Origin of the sequence: Citrobacter sp. NCU1 (genome assembly GCF_010231475.1) — a bacterium.
Classification (GTDB): Bacteria; Pseudomonadota; Gammaproteobacteria; order Enterobacterales; family Enterobacteriaceae; genus Citrobacter_D.
Genome location: NZ_NRDO01000006.1, coordinates 168070 through 186277 on the forward strand (window position 1 = coordinate 168070; position 18208 = coordinate 186277).

Consider the following 18208-nt stretch of genomic DNA (forward strand, 5'->3'; position numbering starts at 1 on the left):
TTTTATATGCATAGACCTCGCCTTCCGGCAAGGTCTCACTTACAACAAAACAGGAATACGACGACGCATTCCTGTTTTGTTGCCCGGTGACCGGATGTGGTTTTTCACACATCGTAATGACGATCCACCGACAATGAAGTTACTCCCCTTTGCAGGTTACAAAATATGACAGGCCATGCTGCCAGTCAATGGCCTGTTACATCTGTTTTACATTGATTTACGCAGTGGCTGGCGGGTTTTGATCATCTGCCGGGAAGACCACTCCCGTCTGGCGACGAATTTCCGTTTGCAGTTTCGCGGTAATACGGCTGACTTCCAGAGCGGGATGGTTCACCTCAAGCGTTTCAACCAAATGCGCAAAGGTTTCTGCCTCATAAAGCATAGTATTAATATGCTGAGGTACAGTGAGATCCTGCGTCTTGCCGCCGCGCGGGATAAAACAAACTTTCTGACACTCGGCGATTTTCTCAATCACCAGAGAACCGGCTTCCCCCTGAATCTCGCTGGCCAGTACAGAATCGCTGACTTTGGAGTGCTGCAGGGTCACGCTGAAATCACCGTAATTCAGCACCACGACGCCATGGGCATCCACCCCGCTTTCCAGCAGGCTGGCAGAGGCCTGTACGCTGCTGGGTTCGCCCCACAGTGCGATGGCTGACGCCAGGCAATAAAAGCCGATATCCATGATCGAGCCATTTGAAAACGCCGGATTAAAGGTGTTGGGGTTTTCACCGTCCAGATAGCGCTGGTAACGCGAGGAGTACTGGCAGTAATTGATAAAGGCTTTACGTACTTTCCCCACCTTCGGCAAAGCTTGTTGCAGCAGCAGGAAATTGGGCAGGCTGGCGGTTTTGAAGGCTTCAAAGAGTACGACCTGATTTTCGCGGGCACAGGCGATAGCCGCTTCAACCTCAGCCAGATTCGACGCCAGCGGCTTCTCGCAGATCACATGTTTTTGGTGGTTGAGAAAGAGTCGGGTCTGGGGAAAGTGCAGGGAATTCGGGCTGGCAATATAGACCGCATCAATTGCATCGCTTTGCGCCATGGCGTCCAGCGACGTAAACAGATGTTCAACGGGATAGTCGTTAGCGAAAGTTTGCGCCTGCTCGAGGCTGCGGGAATAGACTGCGGTTAACTTATATTTGCCGGTTTCATGAGCGGCATCGACAAACTGGCGGGTGATCCAGTTTGTGCCAATAACAGCGAAACGTATCATAAACGCCTTCAGGCTCCATAAAGGGATTCTTGCGCCAATGTATCACGCCTTTATGGCAAAGCCAGTGCGCGACTACGCAGTTTCCTTTAGCGAAAGCTGCGTCAGCCACAGGCGGGTATCAAACTCAAGCTGGTGATACTGTGGCTCCATATGACAACACAACTGATAAAAGGCTTTGTTGTGTTCTTTCTCTTTAAGATGCGCCAGTTCATGGACGACGATCATCCGCAGAAACGGCTCCGGCGCGTTGCGAAACACCGTGGCGACGCGGATCTCTGCCTTTGCTTTCAGTTTCCCGCCCTGAACACGTGAAACGGCGGTATGCAAACCGAGCGCGTTATTGAGGACGTGGATCTTATTGTCATACATCACTTTATTGATCGGCGGCGCATTACGCAGAAACTGATTTTTCAGATCCTGGGTGTACTGCCAGAGCGCCTTGTCGGTCGCGAAATCATGCGTTCCCGGATACCGTTTTCCCAGTACGGTACCCAGCCGTTGTTCAGTAATGAGGGTCTGCACCTGGGAAAGTAAATGCTCCGGATAGCCCTGCAGATAGGTAAGATTGCTCATCAACACTCCATACACGTCATCCTTCAAACTGCCTGCGCGTTGGCTGCGTTCGTTCACCCCAGTCACTTACTTATGTAAGCTCCTGGGGATTCTCTCTCTTGCCAACTTCATGCAACTTGAATGATTTTGTGTGTAAAAAAGGTATACTCACGCACCCTTTTCAGGGATAACGCCGAAATTTTACCACTCAGGAGGGCCGATGAGCCACTTAGACAACGGTTTCCGTTCACTCAATCTTAAACGTTTCCCGGAGACGGACGACGTTAACCCGCTGCTGGCGTGGGAAGCGGCGGATGAATATCTGCTGCAGCAGTTGGACGATACGGTGATTAGCGGCCCGGTTCTGATCCTGAATGATACCTTCGGTGCCTTGGGTTGCGCGCTGGCCGAACATACGCCTTACAGCATCGGTGATTCTTACCTAAGCGAACTCGCCACGCGTGAAAACCTGCGCCATAACGACATCGCAGAATCCAGCGTCAAGTTTCTCGACAGCACGGCGGACTATCCGCCAGCACCGGGCGTGGTGCTGATCAAAGTGCCTAAAACGCTGGCCCTGCTGGAGCAGCAACTGCGCGCGCTGCGTCAGGTAGTGACGCCGCAAACCCGCATTATCGCCGGGGCAAAAGCGCGTGATATCCACACCTCCACGCTGGATCTGTTTGAGAAGGTGCTCGGTCCAACCACCACCACCCTGGCGTGGAAAAAAGCGCGGTTGATCAACTGTACCTTCAGTGAACCTGCGCTGGCCGAGACGCCGCAGACGCTGAGCTGGAAGCTTGAAGGCACGGACTGGACGATTCACAACCATGCCAACGTCTTTTCACGCACCGGTCTGGATATTGGCGCCCGTTTCTTTATTGAGCATCTGCCTGAAAATCTGGAAGGGGAGATCGTGGATCTCGGATGTGGCAACGGGGTGATTGGTCTGACGTTGCTGGAGAAGAATCCGCAGGCGAGCGTGGTGTTTGTCGATGAATCGCCGATGGCCGTGGCGTCCAGCCGTCTGAACGTGGAAACCAACATGCCGGACGCGTTGGATCGCTGTGAATTTATGATTAATAACGCGCTCTCTGGCGTGGAGCCATTCCGCTTTAACGCCGTGCTGTGCAACCCGCCGTTCCATCAGAAGCATGCGCTGACCGATAACATCGCCTGGGAGATGTTCCATCATGCGCGTCGTTGTCTGAAAATCAACGGTGAACTGTATATTGTGGCAAACCGTCACCTGGACTACTTCCACAAGCTGAAGAAGATTTTTGGCAACTGCACCACCATCGCTACCAACAATAAATTTGTGGTGCTCAAAGCGGTGAAGCTGGGGCGTCGCCGCTAATTAAATCATCTGCACGATCTCGTAGGCCTGATAAGCGAAGCGCCATCAGGCCTATCGGCACACATTGCCGGATGGCAACGAAACGCCTTATCCGGCCTACGAAATACACCCAGTTAAATTTCTAGCGCCAGCCTCGTCCCTTGCGCAATGGCTCTGCGGGCATCCAGTTCCATCGCCACATCACATCCGCCAATCAGATGCACCACTTTACCTGCTGCGTGCAACGGATCGGCCAGATCGCGTTTCGGCTCCTGCCCGGCGCAAATGACCACGTTGTCCACGGCAAGGAGTTGCGGCTCGCCGTTGATCAACACGTGTAACCCGTCATCGTCAATCTTCTGGTAGCTGACCGCCGGGATCATTTTTACCCCGCGCGAGAGCAGGGTCGCGCGGTGGATCCAACCCGTTGTTTTCCCCAGCCCCTGACCAGGCTTACTGGCTTTGCGTTGCAGCATCACGATATGCCGTGGGCTGCGTGATAAATGAGGGCCTTCCGGGCGCAGGCCGCCCGCTTGTTGCAGGCTGGTGTCGATACCCCACTCCACGCAAAACTCGGCAATGTTCTGGCTGGTGGGGTCGCCGGGTTGGCTGAGGTACATGGCGGTATCAAAACCGATCCCGCCGCAACCAATAATGGCGACGCGCTTCCCGACCGGGGCTTTGTCACGCAAGACGTCAAGATAGGTCAGTACTTTCGGATGATCGATACCGGCGATCGGTGGCATGCGCGGCTCGATCCCACTGGCGAGGATCACTTCATCAAAGGACTGAAGACAGTCGGCGCTTACGAACTGATTCAGTTTCAGCGTAACGCCCGTGACGTCGAGCATCCGGCGGTAATAGCGCAGCGTTTCATAAAATTCTTCTTTGCCGGGGATCTGTTTGGCGATGTTAAATTGTCCGCCGATCTCGGCGTTGGCATCAAACAGGGTGACATGATGACCGCGTGCGGCGGCGTTGATCGCAAAAGCAAGACCGGCGGGTCCGGCGCCGACCACGGCCAGATTTTTCTTCACCACTACCGGGAAGATGGGCATCTTCGTTTCGTGGCAGGCGCGTGGGTTCACCAGGCATGACGTGACTTTGCCGACAAAGATCTGATCCAGACAAGCCTGGTTACAACCGATGCAGGTGTTGATCTCATCGGCACGTCCGGACTGCGCCTTGGAAAGCAGTTCGGCGTCAGCGAGGAACGGACGCGCCATCGACACCATATCGGCGTCGCCGCGGGCCAGAATATCATCGGCTACCTGTGGATCGTTGATGCGGTTGGTGGTGACCAGCGGGATTGTCACATGGCCTTTCAGCTTACGGGTTACCCAGCTAAACGCGCCGCGCGGGACCGGCGTGGCGATGGTGGGAATGCGGGCTTCATGCCAGCCGATACCCGTGTTAATGATCGTTGCGCCTGCGGCTTCTATGGCCTGCGCCAACTGTACGGTTTCCTCAAAGGTGCCGCCGTTTTCCACCAAATCCAGCATCGACAGGCGATAGATAATGATGAAATCGTTGCCGACGCGTTGGCGTACTGCCCGCACAACCTCTACGGCAAAACGCATACGGTTGGCATAGTCGCCGCCCCATTGGTCCTGGCGTTGGTTGGTGCGTACGGTGAGAAACTCGTTAATCAGATACCCTTCAGAGCCCATCACCTCCACGCCATCGTATCCTGCTTCGCGCGCCAGTTGCGCGCAACGCGCGAAGTCGTCAATCAGTTGCAGGATCTCGTCATGCGTCAGCTCATGAGGCGTAAAACGGTTAATGGGTGCCTGTAGCGCGGAGGGCGCCACCAGATGCGGTTGGTAGCTGTAGCGCCCAGTGTGCAGGATCTGAAGGGCGATTTTACCGCCTTCATCATGCACGGCATCGGTGATTACGCGATGGTGCGGTAATTGTCTGGCGTCATTCAGCGTTGCACCGCCTTCCATTCCCACACCGGAGAGCGCAGGGGCGATACCGCCGCTGACGATCAGCGCGACGCCATGCTTCGCGCGCTCGGCGTAGAAAGCCGCCAGACGTTCAGCGCCATCGGGATACTCCTCGAGGCCGGTATGCATTGAACCCATTAGCACGCGGTTTTTAAGCTGGGTGAAACCCAGGTCCAGTGGGGCGAACAGCGACGGATAGCTCATAAGGGTGTCCAGTATGTAAAATTATTGTTATGTGGTCGGATGAGTTCTAATTTAGCTGTCGGCGTGCAAAAGGGAAAAGAGGAATGTAATGATTGTGATGGGATTCAAAAAAGAGGCTCCCCCTGAAGGGGGAGCAAACCGGAGATAGTGCTTTTTTTAGTGTTATGGTCGTTACTGAATGTTTGACGCGGGGGCGGCTTCGATTTCTTGCTCTTCTTTGGTTAACCCTTTTATGTATCTGCTGTATTTCCACCAGGCAAAGCCGAGGAAGATAACAATGCCACCGACGTTATAAAAAATAATGGTCATGATGTTTCCGCCGGTCGGGAAGGTAGAGGCGATAAATCCGACGGTAAAAAGCGCAATCAGCATGGAAACCACAATAATACCGGTGCGTTGTGATCCCATGCGGAAGTCGCGCGGTAAATGATCCAGTTTTGCCCGCAGATTCAGATACGCCAGCATAATAAACAGTGGCGGGAGCATGGAGGCTGCAGCAGTCATATTGATGATGGTGTTCATCAGATCCTGCACGGTATTGGAGCCGAGCATCGGAATAATCATCAGCGGAATAACGATCAGATACTGGATCCAGGCGGCGCGCGCCGGTACGCCATTTTCGTTAAGCTCGACGGTTTTCTTGCCGAAAATCCCTTCCGGGATTTCAGAGAAGAAAATTTTCACCGGCGTTGCAGTCCACATCAGCAAAGAGCCGAACATGGCGGTAAAGGACACCAGACCGACAAAACGATTGACGATCAGTTCCGGCAGACCGAAATACGCGGCCAGACCGTGGAATACCTGCACAGAACCGCCGGTAAACTTCAGCTCTTTGCTGCTGACAAAGACGTTGATCAGTACCGATGAAATGGAATACAGCACACCGATAAAGATCCCGGCAATGATGATCACTTTGACAAATGATTTCGAACCGCCTTTAACGTCGTTAACGTAAACGGCAACGGATTCTGCACCACCTGCCGCCATGAAGATCCAGGTGGTAATACCGAGGAATGCCCAGTTGAAATTCGGGATCATCGCATCAACGGTAATCGGATCGGCAGGCTGGACGCCGCCAACCAGCGCGGTGCCTGCCAGCAAAATGTAGGACAAGGTGAGCAGCAGCATCAGCGTAGAAGTGACTGACGTGATGGGACCCAGCATTTTTGCCCCGTTGGTGGAGACCCAGGTCGAGAAGGCGAACAGCACCATACTCAGAACGGTGGTCGCTACCGGCGTCAGAATATATTCGTAGCCGAGAAACGCATAAGAGGCATAAGCAATAACACGCGGCAGCAGCGAAGTGAAAAAGAACAGGTTAACGAACCAGTAGGTGTAGGCGGTAATAAACGCCCAGCGACCGCCCAGTGAACTTTTTACCCACGCATAGACCCCTGCCTCTGAGTTTTTATTCAGCGAGACAAATTCCGCGATGATTAAGCAGAAGGGAATAAAATAAAAAATCGTCGCCAGGAAAAACATCGGCGCGGATGCCAGCCCTAGCTCAATATTATTATTGATGACGTTATTGAAACTGTAAACGGCAGCAAACGTGAGTGACAGTAAACCGAATTTACCGATTGTATTACGTTTGGTATCAGACATAACACATCTCCGAACATTTGTAGGGTTGGGCGATGCCATTCTGACATCGCCCGTTTTTTTATTTGTTATGGAAGTAACCGTCTTCAATGGTTACTCTGAGTACGACTTTCTTGACAGCGTTATTGCAAATAAAGCGGTAAGCCTCATGGTTATCACAAATAACGATTTGACCTTCATGCACTTCAACGGTTTTTCCGCACCCTTTCAGATATTCGCGATCGGTTTCATCACGGTAATATTCAACAATTTGTAATTCATCCTTGGGCGCAAATTCAATTTTTTGCTGTCCCTGTAAATAATAATGCACGTCGAAATAACGGCGATGTCCGGTAAATAGCGCATCGGTCGCTGAATCTGTTTCCACGCGATAACTGAGTGAATCGCCGATGGAATGGGCGACACCAGGACGAATGTTATCAATATTTTCGATCGCTTCGACGCAGCGTTGCCATTTCCGACCGGAGGCGTAGATCTGTCGGAACTGTTCTAAGTTATCGAGGATTCTCATTTTTCATTCTCGCTGTGCAAATTCGTGGAAAAGAAACCCGTGCCGAAGGCGTGACAAGCGTAGGTCTGAGCGGTGGTTTCTCCGCCAGATACCGGCAGCAGTGTAAAACCGTAACGGAAGGGGCTGAACCAGACGCGCCAGCTATCAAGCACTTCGCTTCCCCAGGAGTTAGAGCCAAGACCGAGCACCTGGTGGTCCAGATTCAGCGTGATGTCATCGCGACGCTGTAGTTCATTACAATGCTGTGCGTAATGAATATCCTCTGGCGTGTAGTGCCAGGCGCTAAAGTTTATCGGCTGTTGCGGGACAACCAGCAAACCATTGCCGTGACGGTTAGTGAGCGCAGCCCAGCGCACATGCTGACGGTTGCCGTTATTTTGCGGGAAGGGATAGTTCTCGAACATCTCATCCACGGTGGAACGCCAGATGTCGATGATATTGGCCTGCTGACTGTCGGCGTAGTTTTCACCCGGACCACGGCCATACCAGGCGACCTGGTCGAGTGCGCCGTTGATGCCTAACGTGAAACCGATGCACGGAATGATGTGCGGATACTCGCCGTAACGCTCGCCCGAAAGCTCGACATTCACCTGACCGTCTGCCGCAATGCGCCAGCGATAGGTGCAGCGCATCCCGAAATCAAACACCGGCGGCGCGATGAGGGTGCGGCTGGTGATAAGAATTGCGTCGTCAGCCTGCTCAATAGTGAAATCGCGCAAATGCTCTTGCATGATCTGCAAATGGTTCGGCTGCCAGAGACCTTCAAACTCCTGCTTGTGGTTATCAATCATCGGTTTGAAGAAGTTGATCTTCGGCTCGCGGGTGATCAGCTCCTCACCGTTAACCTGCCAGGAGGTGGGTTTCCCGCTCAGTTTTGAGAAGTTCAGCGAGAAGTTAACACCACGCACGGTACAGTGCTGGCGATCTTCCTCCAGGGTCAGAGGGCGCGCATTATTCTGGCTGAACGGTACCGGTGCGCTGGTGCGAGCCTTCAGCGGGAACTGGTAAGTGGCGATGTGATGCCCGGCGTCGCTGTAAAGCGTACGGGAATCTTTTGTCACGGTGATATTGAGGAACGCTTCGCGTGCGTCCAGTTCCGGCAGTGCGCATGTCACGGTCGCGTCACTGTTTGGTGCGACACCGTGCAGTTTGATGCTCTGTGTGGAGAGCGTTTCGCCTTCTGCGCGAACGTCAATGTGCAGGGTGTAATCGTCGAGGGTGGTAAACCACAGCTTGTTTTCCACCCGCAGCTCGCCACGCGCCAGATCCACGGCGTGAACTTTTACCGGTGCGATGACCTGTTTGTACTCTTTCAGACCCGGCCCCGGTGTTTGATCGGAATAAATCAGACCATCGAGACAGAAGTTGTAGTTGTTCGGGTAATCACCGTAATCGCCGCCGAATTTGTACCAGACGTTACCGTTGTCATCTTTTGCCTGAATACCGTGATCGCACCATTCCCAGACATAGTGTCCCTGGATGCAGTCATGCTGGTAAAAAACGTTCTGATACTCCGTCAGACCGCCTGGGCCATTACCCATTGCGTGGGCGTATTCGCAGATAATGCGCGGCTTGGGATGAGGATACTCACCAAATTCGTTCATCAGCGGCACACGGGTATACATGGTGGAGATGATGTCCACCACTTCCGCATCGCGATCTTCTTCGTAGTGAATCAGTCGCGTGTCGTCCAGCGCTTTGGCGGCGTGGTACATGGCGCGGATATTACAGCCGTATCCGGACTCGTTACCGAGCGACCAGATGATGATCGAAGGATGGTTTTTCTGCGCGTGGACGTGGCGCACAATGCGCTCGACATACACATGTTCCCAGGCCGGATCGTCGGTTATCTGGCTGATATTGCCGACGTTGGCAAATCCGTGTGATTCGACATCGGTTTCCGCCATCACAAATAGGCCGTAGATATCGCACAGCTCGTAAAAACGGGGATCGTTAGGGTAGTGCGCGGTACGTACCGAGTTGATGTTGTGCTGCTTCATCAACAGCAGATCTTTTTCGACGCGATCCATCCCGACCGCGCGGCCTTTGAGATGATCATTATCGTGACGGTTGACGCCGTGCAGCATCACATAGCGGTTGTTGATGTAAAACAGCCCGTCGCGGACTTTAATATCGCGGAACCCGACGCGCTGCGGCACCACTTCCAGAATATTACCGTTGGCGTCTTTCAGCACCATCACCAGATGGTAGAGATACGGCGACTCAGCGGACCACTGTTGCGGCGCGTTCACTTCAATCGCAAAATCAGCGTGGGTGAGCTTGTCTACCTTTAGCGTTTCGATAACGCCGGTGTGAACGACACTCTCACCGTCAAACAGCGTATATTCCAGCGAGGTGAGCGCAGGGGCGCAGGCGAGGTTTTCCAGCGTAATCTGGCAGCTCAGGCGGGCATCGCGGTAGTTGTCGTGAAAATCGGTACGGACGGTAAAATCCTGAATGTGGGTCGCATGCTTGCCGACCAGATAAACGTCGCGGAAGATCCCCGCAGACCACCACATATCCTGATCTTCAATATAGGTGGAGTCCGCCCACTGCATAACCCGTACGCACAGCAGGTTGTCGCCCGTCGTGGCGACTGCGCTAATATCGAACTCGGCGGTCAGACGACTGCCTTTGCTGAACCCAACATAATGGCCGTTAACGTAGACCTCGAAATAGGTTTCGACACCGTCAAACTTGATAATCGTCTGCTTGTCTTTCCAGCCTTCGCTAAGGGTAAAAATACGCTGGTAAGCGCCAGTAGGGTTATCGCTGGGAACATAAGGCACATCGATCGGGAACGGGAACCCTTCGTCGGTGTACTGGAGCTTTCCGTGGCCTTCCATCTGCCACATGCCGGGAACCGTAATGGATCCCCAATCATTCATATACTCAGTGGTAAACGCGTCCGGCACCTGCAGCGGATGGTCAAAGAACTGAAAATTCCACTGACCGCTTAACGGCAGAAAGTAACTGCTGGTTTCGCGTACAAAAGAGCGAGCCTGGGCTACGGAATCATAAGAAAAAAAGTACGCACGTGGCGCCAGTCGATTTTCGTGGGTGAGCTGAATGTTTTCCCAGCGATTCATAGGGCCTCCCGGTGGAGAAAAATCGGAACCATGCATGTCGATGGTGAGTAAGTGTTATTGGAGGTGATTTTAGTAAAAGTTTTACTAAAATATAGCGGTAAAGATGATTAACTTTAACTTGATCACAAAACCAGTGTGTAAGCGGACTGCGGATGAATGAAAATGCGCGCCCGGCGTGCTGAGTCGCCGGACGGGAGAAAAGGGGAATTAGCGGGTGGTGCCGCGCAGCTTTAACTTGCTGGGAACGAAGACTAAAAGCGGGAGCGCGCGCCCGTCGCGGGCTTTTTCATACAACAGGTTGACGCCCTGGCTACCCATCATTTCAGAGTGGATCCGCACGGTGGAAAGTGGAGGAAAGGTAAATCGCGCGGTCGGGATGTCATTGACGCTAATCAGTGAAATGTCGCGGGGGATCTCCAGCCCGCGCTCATGGATGGCACGCAAAACGCCAATGGCGATAGAGTCGGATGCAACAAACAGCGCACTGGGGAAATCGTCTGTGGTGAGCATCTGTTTTGCCAGCTTATACCCCGATGAACTGGAGAAACCCCCGCGCCAGATATCCTCTTCACGGACAACCTTCTTCAGACGGCCATATTCCACAAATGCGACTTCGCGGATATCTGCTTTGCCAGGCTCATCTTCCCCGCCAATAAAGCCGATACGGTTCATGCCCTGGGCGATGAAAAAGTCGATGATTTCTTTACTGATTCGCGCCAAATCGATATCAATGGCGTCATACTCGCTGCCGGATTCATGAAAGTCGATAAAGCAGATATTGTCAGTCAGTGCGATCGCCGCGTCGCGCAGTTCGCCTGACGGTTTACCGACGATCAAAATGCCCGTGATGTTCCTGATTTCCGGCAACCCGCTGTGCTCATAACAGTTGGTCAGCTCGATCCCGAGTTTTTCGCATTGTGTTTCAATCCCGTGACGGATCGCGAGATAGTAAGGATCGTTAATCTCCAGCTCCTGCTGATAGCTGTAGATCGCCAGAATATGTTGCAGACTCACCGAGGCGGACTGGCTCTTACGGGCGCTGCTGGTTTTATACTCCAGCTTCTCCGCAGCCTCCAGAATGCGATGCTTGGTCTCTTCTTTGACATTCAGCGTGGGGTCATCGTTTAAAACCCGCGACACGGTCGCCAGGGATACGCCAGCTTCGAGTGCGATATCTTTAAGTGTTGCCATAATTACCTTTTTCGACTTTTCCCTGAGTAGCGTTTTCATTGTAAAGGAAGCGCTTATCTATTCATCTTTTTTCAGTAAATAAAGCGTGTTTATTTGACTGTCTCAGGGTAAATCCTCGCTTTCAGAGTGTGATAAGCGCGTCATTTTCCCTTTTTGACGTGCCGCGAAAGGAAAATATTTTGCTATGATTTAGTAAACTTTTACTAATGGAGGGAAAATGGAGACTGTTGCATTTGAAGAGTTCGCCCGGCTGGAAATGCGTGTCGGAAAAATTGCTCAGGTTAAGCGCCATGAAAACGCCGATAAGCTGTATATCGTTCAGGTCGATGTCGGCGGGCGAATATTGCAAACCGTCACCAGCCTGGTGCCTTACTACAGTGAGGAAGAGCTGGCAGGAAAAACGGTCGTGGTGCTGTGTAATCTCGCCAAAGCGAAAATGCGCGGCGAAACTTCGGAGTGTATGTTGCTGTGCGCCGAAACCGACGATGGTAGCGAAAGCGTCCTGTTAACACCGGAACGTGTGATGCCCGCCGGTGTTCGGATTGTGTAAGTGGCGTGACCAGGCCGGATGGCGAGACTAACGTATCTTATCCAGCTTACGGTGTGGTGCATTCGTAAGCCGAATCAGAACGTCGCCGCCATCCGGCATCTGTCACACTTGCTCCACGCTGACTCGCATTGAAGCCAACGCCTTGCGAGTCGCTTTTAGTACCAGTTCACACTGTTCAATGGTCAGCGTGAGCGGAGGTTCGATACGAATCGTTTTCGCGTTGTTGAGCGTGCCGGCAACCAGCACGCGCTGGCGGAACATCTCGCTGGCAAAGTTGTAGCCGATCTCGTTATCGACAAACTCAATCGCCATCAGCATCCCTTTCCCGCGCGCTTCCTGGATCAGGTCCGGATATTCCCGACCCAACTGGCGGAAACCGTCCAGCAGAATGTCGCCTTTCTGTTCCGCCTGAGCCGGTAAGTTCTGCTCTAACAGCACGTTAATGGTGGCCAACGCTGCCGCACAGGCCAGCGGGTTACCGCCAAACGTCGTGGTATGCAGGAAGGGGTTGTCGAACAACACCGAGAACACTTCTTCGGTTGCGATCGTGGCGCCAATCGGCATCACGCCGCCTCCCAGCGCTTTTGCCAGGCACAGAATGTCGGGCTGCACATTCTCATGCTCGCAGGCGAACATTTTGCCCGTGCGTCCCATACCGGTCTGCACTTCATCCAGAATCATCAGCGCGCCAAACTCATCGCAGAGTTTACGCACGGCGGTCAGATACCCCGGCGGCGGCAGGATCACCCCGCCTTCGCCCTGGATAGGTTCCAGAATGACGGCGGCCACATCGTCACCGGTTTTTTTACACTCGCTCAGCGCGGTACGCATGGCCTCAACATTACCAAAAGGCACATGACGGAACCCCGGAAGCAGCGGCATAAACGGTTTACGGAAGGTGGATTTTGCCGTGGCGGAAAGCGCACCCAGCGATTTCCCGTGGAACGCGCCGCTGGTGGCGATGAAGGTATATTTGCCCCGCGGTGACTGATATGCCTTCGCCAGTTTCAGCGCGGCCTCCACAGACTCTGTCCCACTGTTACAGAAGAAGCTGTATTTCAGTTTACCGGGCGCCAGAGCGGCGAGTGTTTTCGCCAGCATGGCACGAAGCGGGTCAAGTAATTCCTGACTATGTAAAGGTTGTTTCGCGAGCTGATTCTGTACGGCGGAAACCACAACTGGATTACGGTGCCCCACGTTGAAAATTCCAAAACCACCCAGGCAATCAACAAACTCTTGTCCCTGAGTGTCGACAAGCGTATTCAAACCTCCTGCTTGCCACTCTACGGCTCCGTAATCCCCGCCAGCAGTCACTGATTTTCGGTACTCTAAAAATCCCGGATTGACGTGCTCTTTGAAATACTCAATCACCTCTCGGTTCAGTGCTTTCATTTCCTCATGATCAAGCGTTTGCTTCTCGATGAGATTCAGTGCGTGCGCGCTGCAGGCTAACGCTGAGGCGCTGGAAGGTAACCTGTTCAAAATGTGCTCCCGGGGATCGCGTATCACATGATACCGATTTAAGTATTGCAGGGATTGCGCCATCCCGAAGGCGTTCACGAAAATCGGGATAAACACCAGGAATAATCGCATTTGTGCAACATTTAATCTTATTTGTTAACAATCGAGACGGCATAACCGACTTAACGTACGTTGACGCGTCTCTTTTTACCCGCCAGGCGCCCCAAAAAAGTGCAAAAAATGCCCAGAACCAGGGCAGAGGATTCAGTGTGTCTTGATAGTTACACAATGAAAGTATTTTAAATCAATGGATTAGATTGCGTACAAATATTGAGGTTTAATCGCAAATTGCGATCCAAATCAATTTTAACAACTAAAGATAAATCGATTAGCGCCGAAATAACATCTGACAGAAAAGTTAACACCAAAATAACCTGCATAGGACGCGATCATGTCTTCTCATCTCTACGTCAGCCAGAAAAGCATTGTGCTGGACGACGATACGACCCTCATGTCCACGACTGACTTACACAGCTATATCACGCATGCGAATGACACCTTCGTGCAGGTGAGCGGCTATTCGTTGAGCGAACTCCAGGCGCAGCCGCATAATCTTGTGCGTCACCCTGATATGCCGAAAGCGGCATTTGCGGATATGTGGTACACCCTGCAGCAAGGGGAACCGTGGAGCGGCATCGTGAAAAATCGCTGCAAGAATGGCGATCACTACTGGATCCGCGCCAATGCGGTGCCGATGGTTCGTGAGGGAAAAGTAACCGGGTATATGTCCATTCGTATCCGCGCGACGGAAGATGAAATTGCGGCGGTTGAGCCGTTGTATCAGGCCCTGAATGAAGGACGTTGTCGTAAACGCCTCTACAAAGGGCTGGTGGTGCGCAAGGGGTGGTTAGGTAAACTTCCGGCACTTCCCATTCGCTGGCGGGTGCGTTGTGTAATGGCATTCATCTTCGCTGTACTGGCAACGAGTCTGATGCAGCAGAATGCCTCTGTAACATCGCTCATGATCAGCGCGCTGGCCATGCTGTTGGGGACGGCGATGTTTGAGTGGCAAATTGTACGTCCGATTGAAAATGTGGCCCGCCAGGCATTGAAGGTGGCAACAGGGGATCGTAACAGTGTGACGCATCTGAATCGCAGCGACGAGTTGGGGTTGACGCTGCGGGCCGTGGGTCAGCTCGGGTTGATGTGCCGCTGGCTTATCAATGATGTCTCAAGTCAGGTCTCCAGCGTCAGAAATGGCAGCGAAACCCTGGCGAAAGGGAACGACGATCTGAACAAACATACCCGCCAGACGGTGGAAAATGTGCAGCAAACCGTAACGACCATGAACCAGATGGCGGAGTCGGTGAAGAAAAATACCGCCACGGCATCGGCTGCCGACAAACTTTCCATCGCGGCCAGCGGTGCGGCAACTCAGGGTGGGGAAGCGATGGAGACTGTCATCAAAACGATGGATGACATTGCCGACAGCACGCAACGGATCGGCACGATCACCGCACTCATTAACGATATCGCGTTTCAGACCAATATTCTGGCGCTGAATGCCGCCGTCGAGGCCGCGCGAGCGGGTGAACAAGGTAAAGGGTTTGCCGTCGTCGCGGGGGAGGTTCGCCACCTTGCCAGCCGAAGCGCCAGTGCGGCGAATGATATTCGTAAGCTAATTGATGCCAGTGCTTCCCGGGTGCAGTCGGGTTCAGAGCAGGTTCATGCGGCGGGGAGAACGATGGATGACATTGTAGCGCAGGTACAAAATGTGACCCAACTTATCGCCCAAATCAGTCATTCGACGCTGGAGCAGTCAGACGGGCTTTCCAGCCTGACGCTGGCGGTGGATGAGTTGAACAACATCACGCATAAGAATGCCGAACTGGTGGAAGAAAGCGCCAGAGTTTCAGCAATGGTAAAACATCGCGCCAGCCGACTGGAAGATGCCGTCACGGTTCTGCACTGAGTCCGCGTCCCTGAAGTGGTTTCTCTCACCTCCATTGGGAGGCGGGGGCAGGGACGCAGTCAGCGGAATGGAGACGTAACCCGCTTAATCGAGTTGGGTGATATCCAGCGCTGCGCGGTCAATTACGCCAATGATTTTTTTGATCTGTGCTTCACTGATATCGCCCTGATTCACCCGCAGGTCCAGCACGGCTTTGAAGTTATCCAGCGCCCGCTTCATCTGCGGATTTTTACGTAATTCGAAACCCACACAGCGTGCTTTTACGCGTTCCTGAATGCGCGCGAGTTGTTCATTGTTTTCATCCAGCCACTGTTGTCCGGTCTGGGTGATGGTTATCTTCTTTCTGCTGCCTTCTTCTTCGCTGATGCTGATAAATTCCTGATCTTGCAGGAAATCCAGCGTCGGATAAATCACACCCGGACTGGGGGTGTAGTTACCCTGTGTCAGCGTTTCAATGGCTTTGATGAGTTCATAGCCGTGGCTCGCGTCGCGGGTCAGGATATCCATAATCACCAGACGTAACTCACCGTGGCCGAAAAATCGCTGGCGGCGTCCGCCTCCACCCCGACCGTGGCGATGCCCGCAGCCATGTTCATGGCCGTGATGTCCTTCACCCTTACAACAGCCTTCTTGAGGATGTTCGTGATGGCAGCCTTCGTGCTGGTGTCCTTCGCCTTTACAGCAGCCCTCTTGTTGATGTTCGTGATGGCAGCCTTCGTGCTGGTGTCCTTCGCCTTTACAGCAACCCTCATGTGGGTGTCGCATGATCATCTCCTGATGTTGTTTAGATATATCTAATTTATATCTAAATTTTCATGTTATGCAAGCCTGTCAAATGAATCGCTTCTAATTTAATGAATTTATTGATATTTATGTTTATTGTAATGCTGGAGTGGAGTGCGGGAGGTATATCAAAAAAATCTTGCAATATCTCCAGTTAACAATCATTATCATTTGCGATAGTTGATTTAGATATATCGTAATACACTCACGAAGGCGAAAAGAATGACAAATAAAACCTCCCCCTACCCGCAACGCGTTCGTAATGAACTGCGCTTTCGCGAACTGACCGTCCTGCGTGTTGAACGGATAAGCGCGGGTTTTCAGCGTATTGTGCTGGGTGGTGATGCTCTGGAAGGCTTTAGCTCGCAGGGCTTTGACGATCATACCAAGGTCTTTTTCCCGGCGCCGGGCAGCCGCTTTGTGCCGCCGACGGTGACTGACGAAGGTATCGTCTGGGCAGATGGCGTTCGTCCGACAACGCGTGATTACACACCGTTGTACGACGAGGCGCGCCATGAACTGGCGCTGGATTTTTATCTCCATGATGGCGGGGTGGCGAGCACCTGGGCGAAGCAGGCCCGCGAGGGGGACGCGCTCACGATTGGCGGGCCGCGCGGTTCGCTGGTGGTGCCAGAAGATTACGCGTACCAGGTGTATGTCTGTGATGAATCGGGAATGCCGGCATTGCGCCGCCGCCTGGAGGCGATCAGTCGTCTGACGGTGCGCCCAAATATCACGGCGTTGGTCAGCGTGCAGAACGCGGCGTATCAGGATTACCTCTCCCATCTTGATGGATTTGCGATCGAGTGGTTTGTAGGGCAGGACGAGCAGGTGGTGGATGCGCGATTATCCCAGCTTTCGATTCCTGTAGATGATTATTTCATCTGGATCACCGGGGAAGGGGCGGTTGTCAAAGACCTCAGTCAACGGTTCGAGGGCAGGGCGTTTGATCCTCGTCGGGTGCGAGCGGTGGCCTACTGGCACAACAAGCCATCGCTCGATTAACTCATCAGTCATAACACCACTGTTCCCCTAGCCAGGCGTGATCGCAATAAGGGGCTGTTGATGTGCAGGCCACGGACAGATTGACAATTCGCACGTGTGTTACGTTGGTGCTATCGGCTTAGAAACGGCATCACCAGAGCACGAGTACCGTTTCGCACCAATAAAACAGAAACCAAGGAATGAACGGCGTAAACCGACATAATTTTAATGATTTCTTTGATATTACGATCGGTTTAAGGTCATAGTGTAGATGTGAATTTCACGTGGTTAATTTTAAGGATAAGAGCATGCCAACAGCAATTGAGAAAGCACTGGATTTTATTAACGGTATGAATACATCCGTCGCCGCTCCAGACTCAATGGATGAAAGTACCACTAAGGGAATTTTAAAATATTTGAATGAGTTAGGTGTGCCAGCCAGCGCGGCCGAGATTACTGCACGAGGCGAACAGGAGGGGTGGAACGCCGAATTCACTAAGAAAGTGGCTGGATGGGCTGAAAAAATTGCGTCAGGAGAGCGTGTACTGATCAAAAACCCTGAATATTTTTCTTCCTATATGCGTGAGCAACTGCAGGCGCTGGTATAGGCTGAACCCACTCCAAAAATCAACTTTTCCCGATGCTCTCGCCTCCGATGTGGGAGCATCCAGTTCTTCGCGCAGTTCTCCGATTTCAATGTCTGTATGACCCATCAGAAAGGAAACGATGGTCATGCGCTTTCGTGAGGTCGCGAAAGTCTGGTGCAGAAACACCTCGCGAAAATCCAGCGCACGGCACTCTTTCCGAC

14 protein-coding genes are annotated in these 18208 nt (G+C 52.8%); 5 read left to right on the top strand and 9 right to left on the bottom strand.

All coding sequences use genetic code 11. The features are described 5' to 3' along the window. Positions 1-217: 217 nt before the first annotated feature. Positions 218-1216, bottom strand: coding sequence for a Gfo/Idh/MocA family protein (locus CJP72_RS03120; RefSeq protein WP_162379435.1), 999 nt, complete (start codon positions 1214-1216; stop codon positions 218-220). A gap of 72 nt (positions 1217-1288) precedes the next feature. Continuing rightward, entirely contained in the window at positions 1289-1789 is a 501-nt protein-coding gene (locus CJP72_RS03125; protein WP_162379436.1) for a M48 metallopeptidase family protein, read from the bottom strand. A 199-nt stretch (positions 1790-1988) separates the two neighbouring features. On the opposite strand from CJP72_RS03125, the gene rlmG reads away from it, so the two are divergent. Next, complete coding sequence (gene rlmG / locus CJP72_RS03130; RefSeq protein WP_162379437.1) at positions 1989-3125, top strand: 23S rRNA (guanine(1835)-N(2))-methyltransferase RlmG; 1137 nt, start codon at positions 1989-1991, stop codon at positions 3123-3125. Between the two features lie 113 nt (positions 3126-3238). Here the strand turns inward: rlmG and CJP72_RS03135 are convergent, their stop codons facing one another. The 5 genes from CJP72_RS03135 to ebgR form a co-directional block, all read right to left on the bottom strand. Further along, complete coding sequence (locus CJP72_RS03135; protein WP_162379438.1) at positions 3239-5257, bottom strand: NADPH-dependent 2,4-dienoyl-CoA reductase; 2019 nt, start codon at positions 5255-5257, stop codon at positions 3239-3241. Positions 5258-5428: 171 nt separating this feature from the next. Next, positions 5429-6862 (bottom strand): amino acid permease, encoded by a 1434-nt coding sequence (locus tag CJP72_RS03140; protein WP_162379439.1) that lies wholly within the window; start codon positions 6860-6862, stop codon positions 5429-5431. Positions 6863-6920: 58 nt separating this feature from the next. Then, the gene (locus CJP72_RS03145; protein ID WP_162379440.1) at positions 6921-7370 is read right to left on the bottom strand and encodes a beta-galactosidase subunit beta; all 450 of its coding nucleotides are present in this window, start codon (positions 7368-7370) and stop codon (positions 6921-6923) included. After that, on the bottom strand, positions 7367-10459 hold the full coding sequence (gene ebgA / locus CJP72_RS03150) for a beta-galactosidase subunit alpha (protein WP_162379441.1): 3093 nt from the start codon (positions 10457-10459) through the stop codon (positions 7367-7369). The genes CJP72_RS03145 and ebgA overlap by 4 nt, the downstream gene beginning before the upstream one ends. 207 nt (positions 10460-10666) lie before the next feature. After that, a complete protein-coding gene (gene ebgR, locus CJP72_RS03155) occupies positions 10667-11650 on the bottom strand; it encodes a transcriptional regulator EbgR (RefSeq protein ID WP_162379442.1) in 984 nt (327 codons plus the stop codon). 217 nt (positions 11651-11867) lie between these two features. On the opposite strand from ebgR, the gene CJP72_RS03160 reads away from it, so the two are divergent. Beyond that, complete coding sequence (locus CJP72_RS03160) at positions 11868-12200, top strand: tRNA-binding protein (protein ID WP_162379443.1); 333 nt, start codon at positions 11868-11870, stop codon at positions 12198-12200. Between the two features lie 102 nt (positions 12201-12302). On the opposite strand, the gene ygjG is transcribed toward CJP72_RS03160, so the two are convergent. Then, positions 12303-13682, bottom strand: a complete 1380-nt coding sequence (gene ygjG, locus CJP72_RS03165) for a putrescine aminotransferase (RefSeq protein ID WP_193568567.1) — start codon at positions 13680-13682, stop codon at positions 12303-12305. A gap of 430 nt (positions 13683-14112) precedes the next feature. On the opposite strand from ygjG, the gene CJP72_RS03170 reads away from it, so the two are divergent. Further along, positions 14113-15633 (top strand): methyl-accepting chemotaxis protein, encoded by a 1521-nt coding sequence (locus CJP72_RS03170; protein WP_162379445.1) that lies wholly within the window; start codon positions 14113-14115, stop codon positions 15631-15633. A gap of 84 nt (positions 15634-15717) precedes the next feature. Here the strand turns inward: CJP72_RS03170 and CJP72_RS03175 are convergent, their stop codons facing one another. Beyond that, complete coding sequence (locus tag CJP72_RS03175) at positions 15718-16401, bottom strand: helix-turn-helix transcriptional regulator (RefSeq protein WP_446714962.1); 684 nt, start codon at positions 16399-16401, stop codon at positions 15718-15720. A 237-nt stretch (positions 16402-16638) separates the two neighbouring features. On the opposite strand from CJP72_RS03175, the gene CJP72_RS03180 reads away from it, so the two are divergent. Next, positions 16639-17421 carry a siderophore-interacting protein gene (locus CJP72_RS03180; protein WP_162379447.1) on the top strand — a complete coding sequence of 261 codons (783 nt, stop codon included), beginning with the start codon at positions 16639-16641 and terminating at the stop codon, positions 17419-17421. Positions 17422-17684: 263 nt separating this feature from the next. Then, the gene (locus CJP72_RS03185; protein ID WP_162379448.1) at positions 17685-18008 is read left to right on the top strand and encodes a DUF1889 family protein; all 324 of its coding nucleotides are present in this window, start codon (positions 17685-17687) and stop codon (positions 18006-18008) included. Positions 18009-18208: the final 200 nt, after the last annotated feature.

What these genes read in the sequence shown, in the direction of transcription:
- CJP72_RS03120 (WP_162379435.1), bottom strand. Translation starts at nt 1,216, where the DNA reads ATGATACGTTTCGCTGTTATTGGCACAAACTGGATCACCCGCCAGTTT.
- CJP72_RS03125 (WP_162379436.1), bottom strand. Translation starts at nt 1,789, where the DNA reads ATGAGCAATCTTACCTATCTGCAGGGCTATCCGGAGCATTTACTTTCC.
- rlmG (WP_162379437.1), top strand. Translation starts at nt 1,989, where the DNA reads ATGAGCCACTTAGACAACGGTTTCCGTTCACTCAATCTTAAACGTTTC.
- CJP72_RS03135 (WP_162379438.1), bottom strand. Translation starts at nt 5,257, where the DNA reads ATGAGCTATCCGTCGCTGTTCGCCCCACTGGACCTGGGTTTCACCCAG.
- CJP72_RS03140 (WP_162379439.1), bottom strand. Translation starts at nt 6,862, where the DNA reads ATGTCTGATACCAAACGTAATACAATCGGTAAATTCGGTTTACTGTCA.
- CJP72_RS03145 (WP_162379440.1), bottom strand. Translation starts at nt 7,370, where the DNA reads ATGAGAATCCTCGATAACTTAGAACAGTTCCGACAGATCTACGCCTCC.
- ebgA (WP_162379441.1), bottom strand. Translation starts at nt 10,459, where the DNA reads ATGAATCGCTGGGAAAACATTCAGCTCACCCACGAAAATCGACTGGCG.
- ebgR (WP_162379442.1), bottom strand. Translation starts at nt 11,650, where the DNA reads ATGGCAACACTTAAAGATATCGCACTCGAAGCTGGCGTATCCCTGGCG.
- CJP72_RS03160 (WP_162379443.1), top strand. Translation starts at nt 11,868, where the DNA reads ATGGAGACTGTTGCATTTGAAGAGTTCGCCCGGCTGGAAATGCGTGTC.
- CJP72_RS03170 (WP_162379445.1), top strand. Translation starts at nt 14,113, where the DNA reads ATGTCTTCTCATCTCTACGTCAGCCAGAAAAGCATTGTGCTGGACGAC.
- CJP72_RS03180 (WP_162379447.1), top strand. Translation starts at nt 16,639, where the DNA reads ATGACAAATAAAACCTCCCCCTACCCGCAACGCGTTCGTAATGAACTG.